A 16307-nucleotide genomic window follows, 5' to 3' on the forward strand; every position below is an offset into this window, starting at 1 on the left:
CCATTCCGCCGTATTTTTCCCGCCATTTATAGAAAGTTGAATTACCCATGCCCTATTTACGGCACAGTTCTTTAACCGGAATACCGCTTCAGCTTCTTTTAAAATAGCGACGATTTGATGTTCAGTCATTTTTTTTCATAATTAAATCCCCTTTTCTTTTATCATAGAGAATTTTCTACTTTTTTGCTGTACTATTTTAGGGGATAGTTACACTTGATATTTACGTCCATTATCGGAATAAATACATGTAATAGTATAAGGACACTGTGCTAACACATCGTTTAGTAAAAATTGTGCCGAGCAAAATTGGGATTTATCAGGATAAATACCGGCATAAAGCTCACGTGAAAAATCATCAAAGCCAACAAATAAATATTCTCTCGTTTGCTGTTTTGTTTCATTTTTAAGTAAAGATAAACGTTTGGTATCAACGTGTCGCATTTCACCCGGATAGGTTTTGTTATCGCATTTAGCTTGCCGTCTTAATTTATCTTCAATCGGGCTTTCTTTAGTATGTTATAAATGGTAGGACGACTGACCATAAAGTGTTTTGCCAAATCAGTGACCGTTATTTTTTCTTTATGATATAAGCGCCATATCTCTTGTCTGTGATAAGGCGTTAGTTTTGTTTTTTTATGTATATTCATTACAGTAGTTTCTCAAATTACTGTAAACAACACGAGGAATTTCTACAAATAATCATTTTAAGTACTTTTTTATCGATGATTGTAGTTTGTATTCCTCCCTATTCCAAAATACAACGTTATCAAGAAGAATTTGATGAAATTTGGTTTGAATCGTTTAGATGATAACTTAAAGGTAGTTTTTGTGGGGAAGTGATTTGAGTTGTTGTGTGAATAGTATTTTATTGGGCACGGTTATTTGAATTTTGGGATTGGAAAAGTTACTTTAATGAGCATCAGCTTTATAAAGTCATTGTTGTGATACTCCAAAATAAAAGGAGGAACCAATAATAAATTTCACCCTAGGTGAAAATTCACCAAAGGGTGTAAAAAAGATGTGATGTTATATCAAGTTTTTACTGAAACATAGGGATTACCTGAAATTTTTAACAAAATTAGTTTTTTGCTGTCTTTTTTGTTCGTTCAACAAATATCATTACAACAAAAGCAATGACCGTTAAGTAGATAATGAAAGCGCCATAAGTAGCAAACATATCAATCAATGAACGTCCTCGCATAGCAAAATCTCGGAAGAAGCGAAATAACCAAACTAATGGGAATGCATGGCTAACGTAATATGTCCATATCGGCATAATACCTACTGCCATTGTTGAACCGCCCATGATAAACCCCGGTGGAACTAAAAAAATCATTCTGCTAGCTCCTTCGCCTGGGTTATTGGTTGTCCAAGAAAGTAAAAATCCTAACCAACCAAATGCCAGTCCTGTCATAAATACACTTGGCAAAAATGCAAAATAATTACCATCAAAGCGTAATTGTCCGAATATGACCAGTACGGCCGTAATGAGGGTTAATGCGGTAGTATAAAATAGTGCATAAGGAACTGTTCTTGCTAATAATGAAACAAATCCTCTTTCTATTGCGGTTTGCCACATGCCAGTGACTTTTAAGCGCCCAACTATCATTAATGAGGTTAACCCATAAGTCAGTGATGAGAAAAAGTAAACGAAATAGATAATTGTCGATATGGTTGAGGAGCTTGCTGGGTTAAACATGTAGCGTGTTTTAAGCTGCATTGGTGATAAAGTTGCTTCGATACCATCATGACCAAGCCCTAATGTGGAGACTTTACCAATACTGAGTTCGGCACCTAATTCAGGAATGTACTCATTTAAGCTTTGTAATACCTTGGCATTTTGTGCGTCATTAGTATCATCAGCAAAATAACCTAAGCGAACGGTTTTGTCGCCTTTTTTTAAGCTTTTTTCTAAACCTTTGGGAATATATAAAACACCTAAATTACGGTCGTGGGACACTAAAGTGATTGGGTTTACGGGTGCTCGGATCACTTCTGTCACTTCAATATAAGGCGATGTGTTAACTTTGCTAATTAATTCAGTCGAATAATGAGAGCCATCAAGATCAATAACTGCAATTTTTCCTTCAAAAACAGCGCCGTGGCTTAATACAATTGAAAATATGAGCGAGACAATAGCCGCTAAGCCAATCGAGACTTTATAATAAGGAATAAAGTGACCTGACAGCATGGCGTCGAGTTCTTCAAGAATGGATTTAATGATGTTTTGCATCATTTTTCAACCTCAAGTGTCATGCCTGTTAATAGTTTTGGGATTGGTTCGATATAAATTCTGACTTGATAAGAGGTTAAATCAGCTTGTCCTCGTTCTCGTGTCATTCGTAAATCAGCAAAAGATGGTGCTGCTGTGGCAAAACGGACTTTTCCTTTTACTTCTTTATTAAGCGCAATCACATTCGCTGTAACAGTTGTGTCTGGTTGGTAATCATTAACCATTTTTTCATTTACATAAATGTCGATATATTTGCGTTCGGTTTCTAATAATACGGCTGGTGCACCATTGGGTACCATTTCACCATCTTCGAACAGGAGTTTTAATACTTTGCCATCTTCAGGCGCTTTTAATGTTAACCGTTCGTTATTGAGTTGTAATTGTTTTAATTCGGCTTCGCCTTGTGCAAGTTGTGCTTGTATTTGAGCAAGTTGATTTTTGCGGTTTTCGAGTTTTTGCCGTGCAATAGTGATAGATTGTATTGTCATGCCTGTTGCATTTTTTGTTTGCCTAAATTGGCTAATTTGCTCAGGTGTTGCGCCAATCATTAAAGTCGATAATTGACTTTCGATTTGAACAACTAGCATTTTGGCGGCAGTAAAGGCATGACGGGCGTTATCTAGTTGCGATTGAGAATTGCCACCTGTTTTGCGTAATTGTGTTTGGCGGTCAAATTCAATGTTAGCTAAATATTGAGCAGATTTTGCGGCTTCTAAATTGGCTTGCATTTCTTCAATCTTGCGCCAAGTTGATAATTCTGAAAGGTTAGTTTCATTCTCTGTAATTTTGATAGCAGTTTGTTCTTGATTAACGGCTGCTTTTTGACTATCAACAAGTGCTTGCATGCGATCGATAGCTAGCTTAGTATCAGTATCTTCTAACTGCATAAGTGGATCACCTTTTTTTACCATTTGTGATTCTTGCACAAATCGTTTGGTGACTTTTCCGCCGACATTTTGAAAGGCAATATTAATTTCATCAGCGGTTAATACTCCAGATTTGATGCTTTTAGCAACTGTTACGGCATCATTTCTTGAACCAAGGAAAATTAAGAATGATCCAAAAACTAAAAGGAGCAAAAAGATAAGTGGGATTTTGATGTTTTTTTTCATCTCTACATTTTTCATATTCATAGATAGCTTATTTTCCATTTATTTAGTCAGCTAATTATTTAAATAAAAAATAACCGTTAAGTCTTTTAAGATGGCTATTTTCGTAATAATTTTCGTAACATTAATATTAAGGATTCTTGTTCTTGCGAATCTAGTACCTGCGCAAAAGCGCGGATTGCTTTTAGGTGATTGGGTAATGCATCTTGAATTAGTCTTTCACCCGCATTTGTTAATGCGATTAGGCGTGAACGACCGTCATCATCATTTTTTGACATTGAAATTAATGGTTCAGATGCCGATAACATTCTTTTAACCATAACAGATACCGTAGCGGGTGTAACACCTATACGCAGTGCTAAATCGCTAGCGCAAGTTTCACCCTCTGAAAACAATGACATCAGTAAGGCAAACTTACCTTCAGACACACCATAATCTTTATCTAATTGTGCGTAAATATTAGAACGAATTAAATCGGCCGTTGTGATTAAACTTAATACCAGATCAACACCCGATACCTCAACAATATCATCGTTAAATCTTTGTGCTCGTGCTAAGGTTTCACGAGAAGGCAGTATTCTTGAATTATAATTCAATTGTCATTACTCAATTTAGTTAGTCGGCTAATTATATAAATTTAATAATACTTGGCAAGTTTTTTAGTTTTTTATGGAGGAGTTAAGTAATTTAGTAGGATATTTTTATCAATATTGTCCATTTTTAGTTATTGTTAAGTAAGCGTAATTCATGGGATATTTTTTTAAATTATTATTCTTACCACTAAAGTGGTAATCCTTGAGGGTAGTTATAATCTGTACAAAGTTTCATACAATGTTATCAAAATAAAATTAAATCATTAAATTAAAATAAAATTGGAGTTTTGTATGAGTAAAACCAATCTCGTTATTATTGGTAATGGGATGGTTGGGCATCGTTTTGTTGAAGAATTAATCGATAAAGCACAGCCTAATCAGTTTAATATTACTATATTTTGTGAAGAACCACGACTTGCCTATGATCGGGTGCACCTTTCTTCTTATTTTTCTGGCCACACAGCAGAAGCGCTTTCTTTAGTTCGTGAAGGTTTATACGAAGAGAATAATATTAAAGTCTTACTTAATGAACGGGCTATTTTAATTAATCGTCAGCGTAAGGAGATTCACTCTCAACAAGGGCGAATTGTTGCTTATGATAAATTAATTATTGCGACAGGCTCTTATCCTTGGGTTCCACCGATTAAAGGCGCTGATGGTTCGGATTGTTTTGTTTATCGTACGATTGAAGATCTTGATGCTATTCAGGAATGTGCAACTCGCAGTAAAAAAGGTGCTGTTGTAGGTGGTGGATTATTAGGGCTTGAAGCGGCTGGTGCGTTGAAAAACTTAGGTATGCAAACGCATGTGGTTGAATTTGCTCCAGTGCTTATGGCAGAACAGCTTGATGCTATGGGTGGAGAGCAATTACGCCGAAAAATCGAAGAGATGGGCGTTGGTGTCCACACCAGTAAGAATACTCAAGAAATTATTCATAGCCCTGATGGTAAAATCATGCAATTTGCAGATGGTTCAACACTTGAAGTTGATTTTATTGTTTTTTCGACAGGGATTCGGGCAAACGATAAATTAGCGCAAGAATGTGAGCTGGAAATTGGATCTCGTGGCGGAATTGTGATTAATGATTATTGTCAAACATCCGATCCCGATATTTATGCTATAGGTGAATGTGCTTGTTGGCAAAACAAGGTTTTTGGTTTAGTTGCACCTGGCTATAAAATGGCTCAGATTGCATTAGCTCATTTAATGGGTGAATCTGCTAAATTTGAAGGTGCAGATATGAGTGCTAAATTGAAACTGATGGGTGTAGATGTTGGAAGTATTGGTGATGCCAAAGCAAAAACAATTGGTAGCCGTAGTTATGTTTATTCAGATGAAATCGCATCAGTTTATAAGAAGTTAGTTGTTTCTAACGACAATAAAAAGCTTTTAGGTGCAGTATTAGTTGGCGACACATCAGATTATAGCAATTTACTACAATTAATGCTTAATGATATGGAGCTACCCGAACATCCAGACACGTTAATACTGCCAGCACATGCAGGTGCAAAACCAACGATGGGCGTTGATGCGCTTCCTGATTCTGCTCAAATTTGTTCATGTTTTGATGTGACAAAAGAAAAAATTATTCATGCCATTAATGCCGGTTGCCATACCGTTGCCGCAATAAAAGCTGAAACGAAAGCAGGAACAGGGTGTGGTGGTTGTATTCCATTAGTTACCCAAATTCTGAACTTGGAGTTAGCTAAGCAAGGGATCGAAGTTAGCAACGCATTATGTAAACATTTTAAATATTCTCGTCAAGAATTGTATCATTTAATCCGTGTTGAGGGCTTAACGTCCTTTGAGCAAGTGATTAAAAAACATGGACAAGGTTATGGCTGTGAAGTTTGTAAGCCAACAGTTGGTTCGTTATTAGCATCATGCTGGAATGATTATATTCTTAAAGATAATTTAATTCCTTTGCAAGATAGTAATGATATTTTCTTAGGCAATATACAAAAAAATGGGACTTATTCGGTAATTCCACGCAGTGCAGGTGGTGAAATCACGCCAGAAGGATTAATTGCTGTTGGTCAAATAGCTAAAAAATATAATCTTTATTCTAAAATTACTGGCTCACAACGTATTGGTTTATTTGGTGCACAAAAAGATGATCTTCCTGCTATTTGGAAGGAACTTATTGATGCTGGTTTCGAGAGCGGTTATGCTTATGCCAAAGCATTACGAATGGCAAAAACTTGTGTTGGTAATACTTGGTGTCGATTTGGTGTCGGCGATAGTGTTGGTTTGGGTGTTGAGCTTGAAAATCGCTATAAAGGTATTCGTGCACCACATAAATTTAAGCTAGGTGTATCGGGTTGTACGCGTGAATGTGCTGAGGCTCAAGGTAAAGATATTGGTGTTATTGCCACAGAAAAAGGTTGGAACCTTTACGTTTGTGGTAATGGGGGTATGAAACCTCGTCACGCCGATTTACTTGCTGCTGATCTTGATAAAAATACACTTATTCAATATATAGATCGTTTCCTTATGTTTTACATTCGTACAGCCGATAAGTTACAACGCACATCGGTTTGGCTTGAAAATCTTGAAGGCGGCATTGATTATTTACGCAGTATTATTATTGACGATAAACTCGGCATTAATGCAGAACTAGAAAATGAAATGGCACGGTTACGCAAATTAATGGTATGCGAATGGAAAAAAACTGTTGAAAATCCTGAAAACAAAAGTCGGTTTGCTCATTTTATTAACAGTAGCAATCGTGATGATAATGTCCAAATTGTACCTGAGCGTGATCAACATCGCCCAGCTACCGCAGAAGAACGAAAAGTAATGTATAGGGGGATAATATGAGTCAATGGATAACAGTTTGTAAGCTTGATGACATTTTACCTGGCACAGGTGTTTGTGCTTTAGTTGGTAATGATCATGTGGCTATTTTTCGTCCTTATAATAATACTGAAATTTATGCAATTAGTAATATTGATCCGTTTGCTAAGGCAAGTGTTTTATCTCGTGGCATTATTGCAGAACATGAAAATGAGTTATGGGTGGCAAGTCCTCTAAAAAAACAACGTTTTCGCTTAAAAGATGGTTATTGTCTGGATGATGAGCAATATTCTGTCACTCATTATGATGTAAACGTTAGTGAAGATGGTACAGTGCAAGTAAGAGCACAATGACTATATTTTAAAAAGGATAAATATCTATGTATACCGATACGGTTAATAAATGTGCAGCAAATGCTGCGCGTATTGTTAGTTTGGCAAAAAATAACTCTTTTGGTTTTTGGTTAAGCTCTGCTATGGCTGGCGCTTATGTAGGACTAGGAATTATTTTAATTTTTACTTTAGGAAACCTTGTTGATCCATCAATAAGACCTTTACTTATGGGGGCAACGTTTGGCATTGCTTTAACGTTGGTTGTAATTGCAGGTTCTGAGTTATTTACAGGGCATACCATGTTTTTAACTCTAGGAGTAAAATGTAAAAAAATTACTCATACCCAAATGTGGACAGTATTGCCGCAAACATGGTTAGGAAATTTATTAGGTTCAATTTTTGTTGCTGCATTGTATTTTTATGCTGCAACACCTCTATTATCAACTGATACTAGTTTGGTTCATGCAGCAGCTTTGGCAAAAACGTCTGCTTCAGCTTCAGCATTATTTTTTAGGGGTATTTTATGTAACTGGTTAGTTTGTTTAGCGATTTGGATGGCTAATCGAGTTGAAGGTTCTGCAAAGTTTATCGCTATTTGGTGGTGTTTGTTAGCATTTATTGCTTGTGGTTATGAACACTCCGTTGCGAACATGACACTTTTTTCACTTTCTTGGTTTGGTCACCATAGTGATGCTTTTACATTAGCTGGAATTGGCCATAATTTACTTTGGGTCTCGTTGGGTAATATTGTTTCTGGTGCCATTTTTATGGGATTAGGATATTGGTATGCTACACCTAAAGCTGAGAGACCATAATTTTGGTATAATTATGAATGATAAGTATTGAGGCTTTATGGATTATTTTCCACTATTTTGTAAGTTAGAAAACCGCAACTGCTTGCTAGTTGGTGGTGGTGAAATCGCCGAGCGGAAAGCTCGGCTATTGCTTGATGCTGGCACGAAGTTAACAGTTAATGCACTTGAGTTTAATGAACAATTCTTATGCTGGCAGGAGCAAAAAAAGTTAGTTTTACAGCAAGGTAAATTTGATGCTCAATTACTTGATAATAAGTGGCTAGTCATTGCTGCAACAAACAACCCAGATACGAATAAAACAGTAAGTATTGAGGCTGAAAAACGATGCGTTTTTTGCAATGTTGTTGATTCAGCAAAAGAGGGAAGCTTTATAATGCCCTCAATTATTGATCGTTCCCCTATTATGGTAGCAGTTTCTTCAGAAGGACATGCTCCAGTCTTGGCTAGATTACTACGAGAAAAATTAGAGTCTATTTTACCTCAGCATTTAGGTAAATTAGCTAAATATGCAGGCTATTTACGCAATAAAGTTAAAATAACCTATAAAACCATGGCTGCCCGTCGTCGCTTTTGGGAGCGATTGTTTTCTCATGATAGATTAGCTCAGGCGATCGCAAATAATGACTCAGATCGCGTTGAAAGGCTGACCAATGAGCTATTTGATTTATCGCTTGATTATCAAGGTGAAGTTGTTTTAGTTGGAGCAGGGCCTGGCGATGCGGGATTGCTGACCATAAAGGGATTGCAGCAAATCCAGCAAGCAGACATTATTGTGTATGATAGATTAGTATCAGATGAAATTATGAATCTTGCTAGGCGAGACGCTCAGCGTATCTTTGTTGGTAAACGAGCTGGATTTCATTGTGTTCCTCAAGAACAAATAAACCAAATTCTTTTACAGCAAGCGAAGAAAGGTAAGCGTGTTGTTCGCTTAAAAGGGGGAGATCCGTTTATTTTTGGTCGTGGTGGGGAAGAGCTTGAAACCTTATTTAATGCAGATATTCCATTTTCTGTTGTGCCGGGTATTACTGCGGCTTCGGGATGTTCTGCCTATAGCGGAATTCCATTAACACATCGAGATTATGCTCATAGTGTACGTTTGATTACGGGACATTTAAAAGATGGTAGTCATCTTGATTGGCAAAGTTTAGCAGCAGAAAAACAAACATTAGTTTTTTATATGGGGTTATCTCAAGCAGAAAACATTGAAAGGCAGTTAATTAAGCATGGAATGAATGCAAATACCCCAGTTGCGATTGTTGAAGAGGGTACCACAACGAAACAAAAAGTGATATCGGGGGTATTAAGCAATTTGACACAACTATCATTACAAGCTCGCAGTCCAAGCTTAATTGTTATTGGCCCTGTTGTTGCGTTACGTGAAAAGCTGAATTGGTTTTCTGAGCATTAATCTAAAGGAGTTATTATTTTAGAAAATAGTTAAAGAATAACTAAAAAATTAAAAGAATAGGTAACAAAATGATTTGTTGGTTAATTAATATAGAATTTATTAATTTGATATTATCATAATGTTACCATGAAGAAAAAATAAAGATTATCAAGTTGGAGTATCTACATCATCCCAATCTGCATTTTCAAAGTTAGTTAACCAATTTAAAGCATAGTGACGCTCTTGAATAACATCACTTATAATTGACGCAGGAGGTTGCTTATCTTCCATTTGAAAATCTCTGGTTATCCAATGTAAGCGGTAATGCAAATCTAAAGCATCTAGCAATTCACTAACAGGTCTTAGGGTTACAGTAGAAATATCTTGATCACTATGTTGCATTCCTTCATCAACTAACGATGAAACATTACAGATAGTATCAGCAAAAGGGAGCTCAGATTGCCAATTGATCGCCCATTGTAAAGGTAATAGTGCTTCGTATTTCCAAGACATATCGATCACATCTTGCTCTGTTGGCTGCCCGCTATAAATAAAGTCACGTTCATTATTTGATAAAGCCGCAAACCCTGTTGGGCAACGTTCTTTAAATTCCATCGGATTAATCGGATCATTTTCTCGAAAGCTTTCGGCTTGAATGCCTGTTAACATTATCGCTAAAGCACGTTTAGCTACTTCTTCAGGTGTTCTAAGTATTACTTCGGATTCAGCAATAACCGGTGGTAAATGTGTCGGCGTATGCAATCCCAATTTGGCTAAATACTGCTCAGTTTTTGTTTTGCGCTTTAATGCTTCTGGTGGGTAAGGGATAACTGCATCTAAATCAATATCACCATCGGGATATTGCAATACATCTCCATCAGGATTACGAATAGTTCCATCCGGCATCAATATAATGGCATTTGCCTGCCAGCCCCAAGTGGTAAACTCACTGAAATTATCTTCTTCAATCTCAAAGGTAAATTGATGTTTAACTCGTTGGATATGGCGATACAAAGCATAACGACGTGAATTCATCTGCCCATCTCCTGCTTGCATGACATAACCGATAAAACCATCAAGGTGTTTCATCAATTCAGAATCATCTAATCCGCGATGATATAAACGTTCACAAGGGAAATCAATGGCTGGTGGATGAGTGACTGTAGAATAAGCATTAATCAATATTGGCATTTCAAACATTCCTATTTCAGATTTTGTGTGTTTTATGGCTATAAATAGCGGCTATTTGTTTGTGCAATTCTATTATAAGTTATCGTACCTTTCTAGTTTTCAATGCTCTGTTTCATTTTTTATGATGCTTGTTATTTTTTTGAATAAATAATGTTATTTACCAAATCGCCGAACAAGAAGATTTGGTGTTATACATCGTTTTGCCCTATAAGGTAACGCATAAAGATTTATCTATTTTTATTTTTCAGTGGATAAGATTATTCCTTACTTTGTAGATACCATACGGTCATTTCCATTCGTGATTTAAAATTGAGTTTTTTAAATATGCTTTTAATGTGTACTTTTACGGTACTTTCAACGATGCCAAGTTCTTTTGCAATCAATTTGTTTGATAAGCCTTGAACTAATAAGTTGAAAATTTCATTCTCTCTTGGTGTTAATAAACTTACATCATGGATTTTTTTTTGGGTTAATTCTTCTCCATAACGTAAATAATTGAGGATAATGTGTGAAATAGCATCATCCATAATAACTTTTCCAATCGAAATTTCTTTTAATGATATGAGAAAATCTTCTGGTTCCATATCTTTTAGTAAATATCCATCCGCACCAGTTTTTAGTGCAGTGATAATATCTTCTTTTGCATCTGATACAGTGAACATAATGATGCGACTAGATAGGTTTTTTTCTCGCAAATAACGTAATATTTCCAATCCATTAACATCCTGCATATTGATGTCAAGTAAAATGATATCTGGATCAAGTTCTTCTGCTAATTTAATGCCCTCTATTCCCGAGCCTGTTTCTCCTACGATTTGAAAATGGCTTACTGTATTTATTAACTGTTTTACGCCATTTCTTAACATAGGATGATCATCAATAATAAGTATTGAACTAGTCATTTGCTCCATTTTTTATTGTCTCTATTATCTGAAATGGAATGGTTTTATTAGCCTTAAATGTTATCACAATTTGTGTTCCTTTGTGAGGAAAGCTATTTATTATTAAATTACCATTTAGTATTTCAACTCTGTCTCGCATAATAATCAATCCATAATGGTTATCTTGTTTAATGTCATTTTGTAAACCAACACCATTATCCTCTATGTGAATAGTAATAATATTATCTTCATCCATTTGCAAACTGACAATAGCCTGTGTAGCTTTAGCGTGTTTATATATATTATTAAGCGCTTCGCGAATAATTTGTAGTAAATGAAAGGTATATTTACTATTGATAATATTTAGAGGCAATTGGTATTCAAGCTGAATATTGAATGGTAATTTTTCATTAAATTCTTCAATTAATTCCATTAAATTGGAATAAAACCCTGTTTGGCTTAAACGTAAATGAAATGAAGTAATCAGCTCTCTTAGTTGAGAATAGGTAATATTGACTTCTTTGCGCATCATTGTGAGTAACTCAATACTGTTTTGTGAGGTTAAGTCAGATTGCATTTGTAAACAGCTAAGGTGTATTTTTAAGCAGGATAGTGATTGAGCAATGGAATCATGTAGTTCTCTAGCCATTGCAGAGCGTTCTTTCATTAATAGATATTGTTTTTGTTGTTCTATTTGTCTATCTAGTTTTATTGCGGTAGTGATTTGCTCAATAAGCCCCATAATTAAGTTTTCTTGTTCATCAGTCAGTATTATTTCAGTTGGCTGAAAAGCAAATAATATCCCGTATTTTTGTTCGTTTTCTTGAAGATACCAATAACGCTGAACTCCTTTTGGGGAATTAGCTTTTGATGGGCTCAAACATGCATTACATTTGAGGTTTTGGCAATAAGGTAATTTTTGTTCATTATCGTAACTAATTTGTTGATAATTTTTAGGATCATCTGATTCATAAAAGCGTATTTGAAATTGTGTTAATGGGACTAATTCTTCTAGTTCTCGCAGGATTTTTAAACAACGTTCACATAATGGCGCTGAAGTATATAATTTCTTGGTGGCTTGATATTGGAACGAAATCATTTTATTGGTTTGCTGTAATCTAGCTGTTTTTTCTGCAACTTGCTTTTCTAGTAATAAATATTGTGATTCAATTTGAGCTGACATTTTATTGAAAGCATGTCCTAATAGATCAAACTCGTTTTTTTTCAATTTAATATTAAAACGTTGGCTAAAATCGTGATTAGTTATTGCCTCAGCCATTTCAATAAGTTTTTTCCACGGAGTAAGGAGATAGTAACGTAAGTAATAAATTTGAATAATCAAAAAGCATATGATGATAACAATAAATAATTGTTGTAACTGAGAAATATAATAAATTTTGTTTTCGGTTTTTTGATCAATTTTTTGTACTAGGTGATTGATACGAATTACATAGTTTTCTACGTCTGCTTTTATATCATTAATTTTTTTTGCCTGTCGAATTTTAGGTGCAAGTTGAGTGCGCCAGTCATTTTCTAACTGATTAAATTCATTTATTAATCCGTAACGTTTCAAAATCATTAAATGCTGCTGTGATGAAGAAATATCAATAAAAATATTTAAACGGTCATACTCTTTTTTGTTGAGGGGAATCATGCTAAGCAGTTGGTAGTTTTTCATTCTCAATAAACCCAACTGATTAACCATATATGCACCACCTTTTGTATCATTGGCTACCTGAGTTGAAAACGATAGTGCTAATAAAACAGTGATCCCCCAAAAAAAAATTAATAACGTTAGGCGATTAATAATTGACGCTGTATAGTGAATTTTTCTTTTTGGCATATTGATGTTCAGATTTCTATAATGAATGCTTGTGGAACAAATAATAATTTATGTTTTATTGTAACGTGAAAACAGTATGTATCTGATCTTTTTTGTCACTTTTTGCGATCTTTTAGTAAACAGCGCTTGCAACAAGGATAAATTTTGCGTAAAATTCACGCCCTATAAGATTAATCTCGCAGACATATATGTTTAATCAAGTAATCGTCTGCTTTTTATTGCGGAGTTAAGTATGTACGCAGTTTTCCAAAGTGGTGGTAAACAACACCGAGTTAGCGAAGGTCAAGTCGTTCGCTTGGAAAAAATTGAAGTCGAAACTGGTTCAGAAATCGTTTTCGATAAAGTTTTAATGGTAGCAAATGGTGAAGACATCAAGGTTGGTGCTCCGTTTGTTGAAGGTGCAACAGTTAAAGCAGAAATTGTTGAGCATGGTCGTGGCGATAAAGTGAAAATTGTTAAATTCCGTCGTCGTAAACACTATCGTAAACAACAAGGTCACCGTCAGTGGTTTACTGATGTGAAGATCACTGCAATCGCTTAATAGGAGTATCGAACAATGGCACATAAGAAGGCTGGTGGTTCATCACGTAATGGTCGTGATTCCCAGAGTAAACGTTTAGGTGTTAAACGTTATGGTTCTCAAGAAGTTCTTGCTGGTAATATTTTAGTTCGTCAACGTGGAACTCAATTTCACCCAGGTACTAATGTAGGTTGTGGTCGTGACCATACCTTATTTGCTTTAATTGATGGACAAGTAAAATTCGAAGTTAAAGGACCTAAAAACCGTCGTTATGTTAGCGTTATTGCTAATAGTTAATTAAAACGGTTTAAAAGTTATGGAAGCCTCACAGTCATTGTGGGGCTTTTTTCATTTCTTAAATTTATATAATATTATTTATTATGATAAAACAGCAAAATGTTAAATTAGGTTTTGCGTTAGCCATGTTAACCGCAATTTTGTGGGGATTAGTACCGATCGCAATGAAATATGCATTAGTGGTTATTGATCCATTAACTTTGGCTTGGTCACGTTTGGCAATTTCCGCAGTTGGTATCACGATATGGCTAGCCTATAAAAAGCAGTTTCCTAATTTATTGATGTTTAAAAAACGTCGACGTTTTATCTTACTGATGATTGCCGGATTTGGTTTACTCGGCAATTTTGCGTTATTTGCAAATGCTGTCCAGTACCTTTCTGCAACAACTTCTCAAGTTGTTGGTCAAATGGGGATTGTGATATTTATGATTTCAAGCGCTTTTGTTTTTAAAGAGCGGTTGAGACCGACACAGATAATTGGTATTTCTGTATTGTTAATGGGTCTAGGACTATTTTTTAATAAAAATATTACTGTTCTTTTTGCTAATATGTCTACTTATGGCATTGGTGTTTGGCTTGCGTTACTTGCCTCAATTTCATGGGCTGCTTATGCATTGGCTCAAAAAGTGTTATTACGTAAATTAGCTGCAGAACAGCTACTTTGGTTAATTTATCTTATTTGTACTGTATTTTTATGGCCATTTGCATCGCCAACGAAAATAGCCAATGCCGATCCAACTCAATTGTTTGCCATTATTTTTTGTGGTTTAAATACCATTATTGCTTATGGTGCGTTAGTTATGGCAATGGAACGTTGGCAAGCTGCACAGGTTAGTGCTATTACAACACTAACACCGTTGTTTGCCTTAATTTTTTCAGATCTGTTTGCTGTGATTTGGCCAGAAAAGTTTGCCATGCAGTATTTAAATATTTTAGGTTATATTGGTGCAGTTTCTGTAGTTGCTGGTGCAATGTTTGCAACAATTGGGCATTATTTATGGCATCCAAGAAAAGGCTGGCTGATTAACCAGAAGAAAGAGGAAGAATAATGAAATTTGTAGATGAAGCTTCAATCCGGGTCGAAGCTGGTGATGGTGGTAATGGTTGTGTCGGTTTTCGTCGAGAAAAGTACATTCCAAAAGGTGGCCCTGACGGTGGTGATGGTGGTGATGGTGGTGATGTATTTTTTATCGCTGATGAAAATCTCAATACATTGGTTGATTTCCAGTTTGAAAAGAATTATCGAGCCGAACGTGGTCAAAATGGGCAAGGTTCAGATTGTACTGGTAAAAGAGGGAAAGATATTACCGTTAAGGTTCCTGTTGGAACAAGAATTACTGACAAATATACAGGTGAAATTATTGGCGATTTAACCCATCATCAGCAAAAAGTGTTAGTTGCGAAAGGTGGATTTCATGGACTTGGAAATGCACGATTTAAGTCATCGGTTAATCGAGCACCAAGACAAAAAACAGATGGTACACCGGGTGAAAAACGTGATGTTTTGTTAGAATTATTATTGCTTGCCGATGTTGGTATGTTAGGATTACCAAATGCTGGTAAATCAACTTTTATTCGTTCTGTATCAGCTGCAAAACCTAAAGTAGCAGACTACCCTTTTACGACGTTAGTACCGAGTTTAGGCGTTGTTAGAATGGATAATGAACAAAGTTTTGTGGTTGCTGATATTCCAGGATTAATCGAAGGAGCATCAGATGGTGCAGGGCTTGGTATCCGTTTTCTGAAACATCTGGAACGTTGTCGTGTTTTAGTTCATTTGATTGATATTGCTCCAATTGATGGATCAGACCCAATTGAAAATGCTAAAGTGATTATTCAAGAACTTCATCAATATAGTGAAAAACTAGCAAATAAACCACGCTGGTTAGTATTTAATAAAATGGATGTTTTAGGTGAAGAAGAAAGTGCTAAACGCGCTGCAGAAATTGCTAAAGCACTTGATTGGGATGACAAATATTATGTCATTTCAGCGTTTAATCATGAGGGGGTAAAACCGTTATGTTGGGACTTAATGGAATATATTAACGCACACCCTCGGGAAGAGGAACAAGAAGAATCATCACCTGAAAAAGTTGAATTTATGTGGGATGATTATCATCAACAAGCCATGGATGACGCTTTTGATGATGACGATGATTTTGATGATTGGGACGAAAGCGATGAAGAGGGTGTTGAGTTTATTTATCAAAAATAATCAGTAGCGGTAATGCTATTGTGGCATCTTTTCCTAATTCATGTTATCTCAAATAATTGATTGAATTTATTAAAAAAGCATGGAGCCTTCCC

The 16307-nt window shown here is 35.6% G+C and carries 16 protein-coding genes; 8 read left to right on the plus strand and 8 right to left on the minus strand.

The annotated features are described in order from the left end of the window. Positions 1-207: 207 nt before the first annotated feature. From GQ594_RS07055 to GQ594_RS07075, 5 genes are all read right to left on the minus strand, one after another. Positions 208-441 carry a transposase family protein gene (locus GQ594_RS07055; RefSeq protein WP_160411994.1) on the minus strand — a complete coding sequence of 78 codons (234 nt, stop codon included), beginning with the start codon at positions 439-441 and terminating at the stop codon, positions 208-210. A gap of 41 nt (positions 442-482) precedes the next feature. Beyond that, the gene (locus GQ594_RS12475) at positions 483-647 is read right to left on the minus strand and encodes an HTH domain-containing protein (protein ID WP_160411993.1); all 165 of its coding nucleotides are present in this window, start codon (positions 645-647) and stop codon (positions 483-485) included. A gap of 431 nt (positions 648-1078) precedes the next feature. After that, positions 1079-2236, minus strand: a complete 1158-nt coding sequence (locus tag GQ594_RS07065; RefSeq protein WP_202112519.1) for an ABC transporter permease — start codon at positions 2234-2236, stop codon at positions 1079-1081. Next, positions 2233-3366 (minus strand): HlyD family secretion protein, encoded by a 1134-nt coding sequence (locus GQ594_RS07070; RefSeq protein WP_202112518.1) that lies wholly within the window; start codon positions 3364-3366, stop codon positions 2233-2235. The genes GQ594_RS07065 and GQ594_RS07070 overlap by 4 nt, the downstream gene beginning before the upstream one ends. A gap of 74 nt (positions 3367-3440) precedes the next feature. Continuing rightward, complete coding sequence (locus GQ594_RS07075) at positions 3441-3938, minus strand: MarR family winged helix-turn-helix transcriptional regulator (protein ID WP_160411992.1); 498 nt, start codon at positions 3936-3938, stop codon at positions 3441-3443. A 288-nt stretch (positions 3939-4226) separates the two neighbouring features. Here GQ594_RS07075 and nirB point away from each other — a divergent pair, with 288 nt between their 5' ends. From nirB to cysG, 4 genes are read left to right on the plus strand one after another with little or no spacing between them, the layout of a single operon-like run. Next, positions 4227-6755, plus strand: a complete 2529-nt coding sequence (gene nirB, locus GQ594_RS07080) for a nitrite reductase large subunit NirB (RefSeq protein WP_160411991.1) — start codon at positions 4227-4229, stop codon at positions 6753-6755. After that, entirely contained in the window at positions 6752-7084 is a 333-nt protein-coding gene (gene nirD / locus GQ594_RS07085; RefSeq protein ID WP_160411990.1) for a nitrite reductase small subunit NirD, read from the plus strand. The genes nirB and nirD overlap by 4 nt, the downstream gene beginning before the upstream one ends. Positions 7085-7110: 26 nt before the next feature. After that, positions 7111-7878 carry a nitrite transporter NirC gene (nirC, locus tag GQ594_RS07090; RefSeq protein ID WP_160411989.1) on the plus strand — a complete coding sequence of 256 codons (768 nt, stop codon included), beginning with the start codon at positions 7111-7113 and terminating at the stop codon, positions 7876-7878. Between the two features lie 37 nt (positions 7879-7915). Then, entirely contained in the window at positions 7916-9289 is a 1374-nt protein-coding gene (gene cysG, locus GQ594_RS07095) for a siroheme synthase CysG (protein WP_160411988.1), read from the plus strand. 147 nt (positions 9290-9436) lie between these two features. Here the strand turns inward: cysG and GQ594_RS07100 are convergent, their stop codons facing one another. The 3 genes from GQ594_RS07100 to narX all read right to left on the minus strand — a co-directional run bounded on the left by GQ594_RS07100 (position 9437) and on the right by narX (position 13183). Continuing rightward, positions 9437-10459, minus strand: a complete 1023-nt coding sequence (locus GQ594_RS07100) for a DUF4272 domain-containing protein (protein ID WP_160411987.1) — start codon at positions 10457-10459, stop codon at positions 9437-9439. Positions 10460-10716: 257 nt separating this feature from the next. Then, complete coding sequence (gene narL / locus GQ594_RS07105) at positions 10717-11370, minus strand: two-component system response regulator NarL (RefSeq protein WP_160411986.1); 654 nt, start codon at positions 11368-11370, stop codon at positions 10717-10719. Next, entirely contained in the window at positions 11354-13183 is a 1830-nt protein-coding gene (narX, locus tag GQ594_RS07110) for a nitrate/nitrite two-component system sensor histidine kinase NarX (protein ID WP_160411985.1), read from the minus strand. The genes narL and narX overlap by 17 nt, the downstream gene beginning before the upstream one ends. 232 nt (positions 13184-13415) lie before the next feature. On the opposite strand from narX, the gene rplU reads away from it, so the two are divergent. From rplU to cgtA, 4 genes are all read left to right on the plus strand, one after another. After that, positions 13416-13724: a 50S ribosomal protein L21 gene (gene rplU / locus GQ594_RS07115; RefSeq protein WP_065636425.1), complete on the plus strand. Its 309-nt coding sequence runs from the start codon at positions 13416-13418 to the stop codon at positions 13722-13724. A gap of 15 nt (positions 13725-13739) precedes the next feature. Then, a complete protein-coding gene (gene rpmA, locus GQ594_RS07120; protein WP_025314437.1) occupies positions 13740-14000 on the plus strand; it encodes a 50S ribosomal protein L27 in 261 nt (86 codons plus the stop codon). A gap of 83 nt (positions 14001-14083) precedes the next feature. Then, on the plus strand, positions 14084-15049 hold the full coding sequence (locus GQ594_RS07125) for a DMT family transporter (protein WP_160400815.1): 966 nt from the start codon (positions 14084-14086) through the stop codon (positions 15047-15049). After that, positions 15049-16215 (plus strand): Obg family GTPase CgtA, encoded by a 1167-nt coding sequence (cgtA, locus tag GQ594_RS07130; RefSeq protein ID WP_160411984.1) that lies wholly within the window; start codon positions 15049-15051, stop codon positions 16213-16215. Before GQ594_RS07125 ends, cgtA begins: the two co-directional genes overlap by 1 nt. Positions 16216-16307: the final 92 nt, after the last annotated feature.

Origin of the sequence: Gilliamella sp. Pra-s52 (assembly GCF_009795805.1) — a bacterium.
Taxonomy (GTDB): domain Bacteria; phylum Pseudomonadota; class Gammaproteobacteria; order Enterobacterales; family Orbaceae; genus Gilliamella.

What these genes read in the sequence shown, in the direction of transcription:
- GQ594_RS07055 (WP_160411994.1), bottom strand. Translation starts at nt 441, where the DNA reads ATGCGACACGTTGATACCAAACGTTTATCTTTACTTAAAAATGAAACA.
- GQ594_RS12475 (WP_160411993.1), bottom strand. Translation starts at nt 647, where the DNA reads ATGAATATACATAAAAAAACAAAACTAACGCCTTATCACAGACAAGAG.
- GQ594_RS07065 (WP_202112519.1), bottom strand. Translation starts at nt 2,236, where the DNA reads ATGATGCAAAACATCATTAAATCCATTCTTGAAGAACTCGACGCCATG.
- GQ594_RS07070 (WP_202112518.1), bottom strand. Translation starts at nt 3,366, where the DNA reads ATGAATATGAAAAATGTAGAGATGAAAAAAAACATCAAAATCCCACTT.
- nirB (WP_160411991.1), top strand. Translation starts at nt 4,227, where the DNA reads ATGAGTAAAACCAATCTCGTTATTATTGGTAATGGGATGGTTGGGCAT.
- nirD (WP_160411990.1), top strand. Translation starts at nt 6,752, where the DNA reads ATGAGTCAATGGATAACAGTTTGTAAGCTTGATGACATTTTACCTGGC.
- nirC (WP_160411989.1), top strand. Translation starts at nt 7,111, where the DNA reads ATGTATACCGATACGGTTAATAAATGTGCAGCAAATGCTGCGCGTATT.
- cysG (WP_160411988.1), top strand. Translation starts at nt 7,916, where the DNA reads ATGGATTATTTTCCACTATTTTGTAAGTTAGAAAACCGCAACTGCTTG.
- GQ594_RS07100 (WP_160411987.1), bottom strand. Translation starts at nt 10,459, where the DNA reads ATGCCAATATTGATTAATGCTTATTCTACAGTCACTCATCCACCAGCC.
- narL (WP_160411986.1), bottom strand. Translation starts at nt 11,370, where the DNA reads ATGGAGCAAATGACTAGTTCAATACTTATTATTGATGATCATCCTATG.
- narX (WP_160411985.1), bottom strand. Translation starts at nt 13,183, where the DNA reads ATGCCAAAAAGAAAAATTCACTATACAGCGTCAATTATTAATCGCCTA.
- rplU (WP_065636425.1), top strand. Translation starts at nt 13,416, where the DNA reads ATGTACGCAGTTTTCCAAAGTGGTGGTAAACAACACCGAGTTAGCGAA.
- rpmA (WP_025314437.1), top strand. Translation starts at nt 13,740, where the DNA reads ATGGCACATAAGAAGGCTGGTGGTTCATCACGTAATGGTCGTGATTCC.
- GQ594_RS07125 (WP_160400815.1), top strand. Translation starts at nt 14,084, where the DNA reads ATGATAAAACAGCAAAATGTTAAATTAGGTTTTGCGTTAGCCATGTTA.
- cgtA (WP_160411984.1), top strand. Translation starts at nt 15,049, where the DNA reads ATGAAATTTGTAGATGAAGCTTCAATCCGGGTCGAAGCTGGTGATGGT.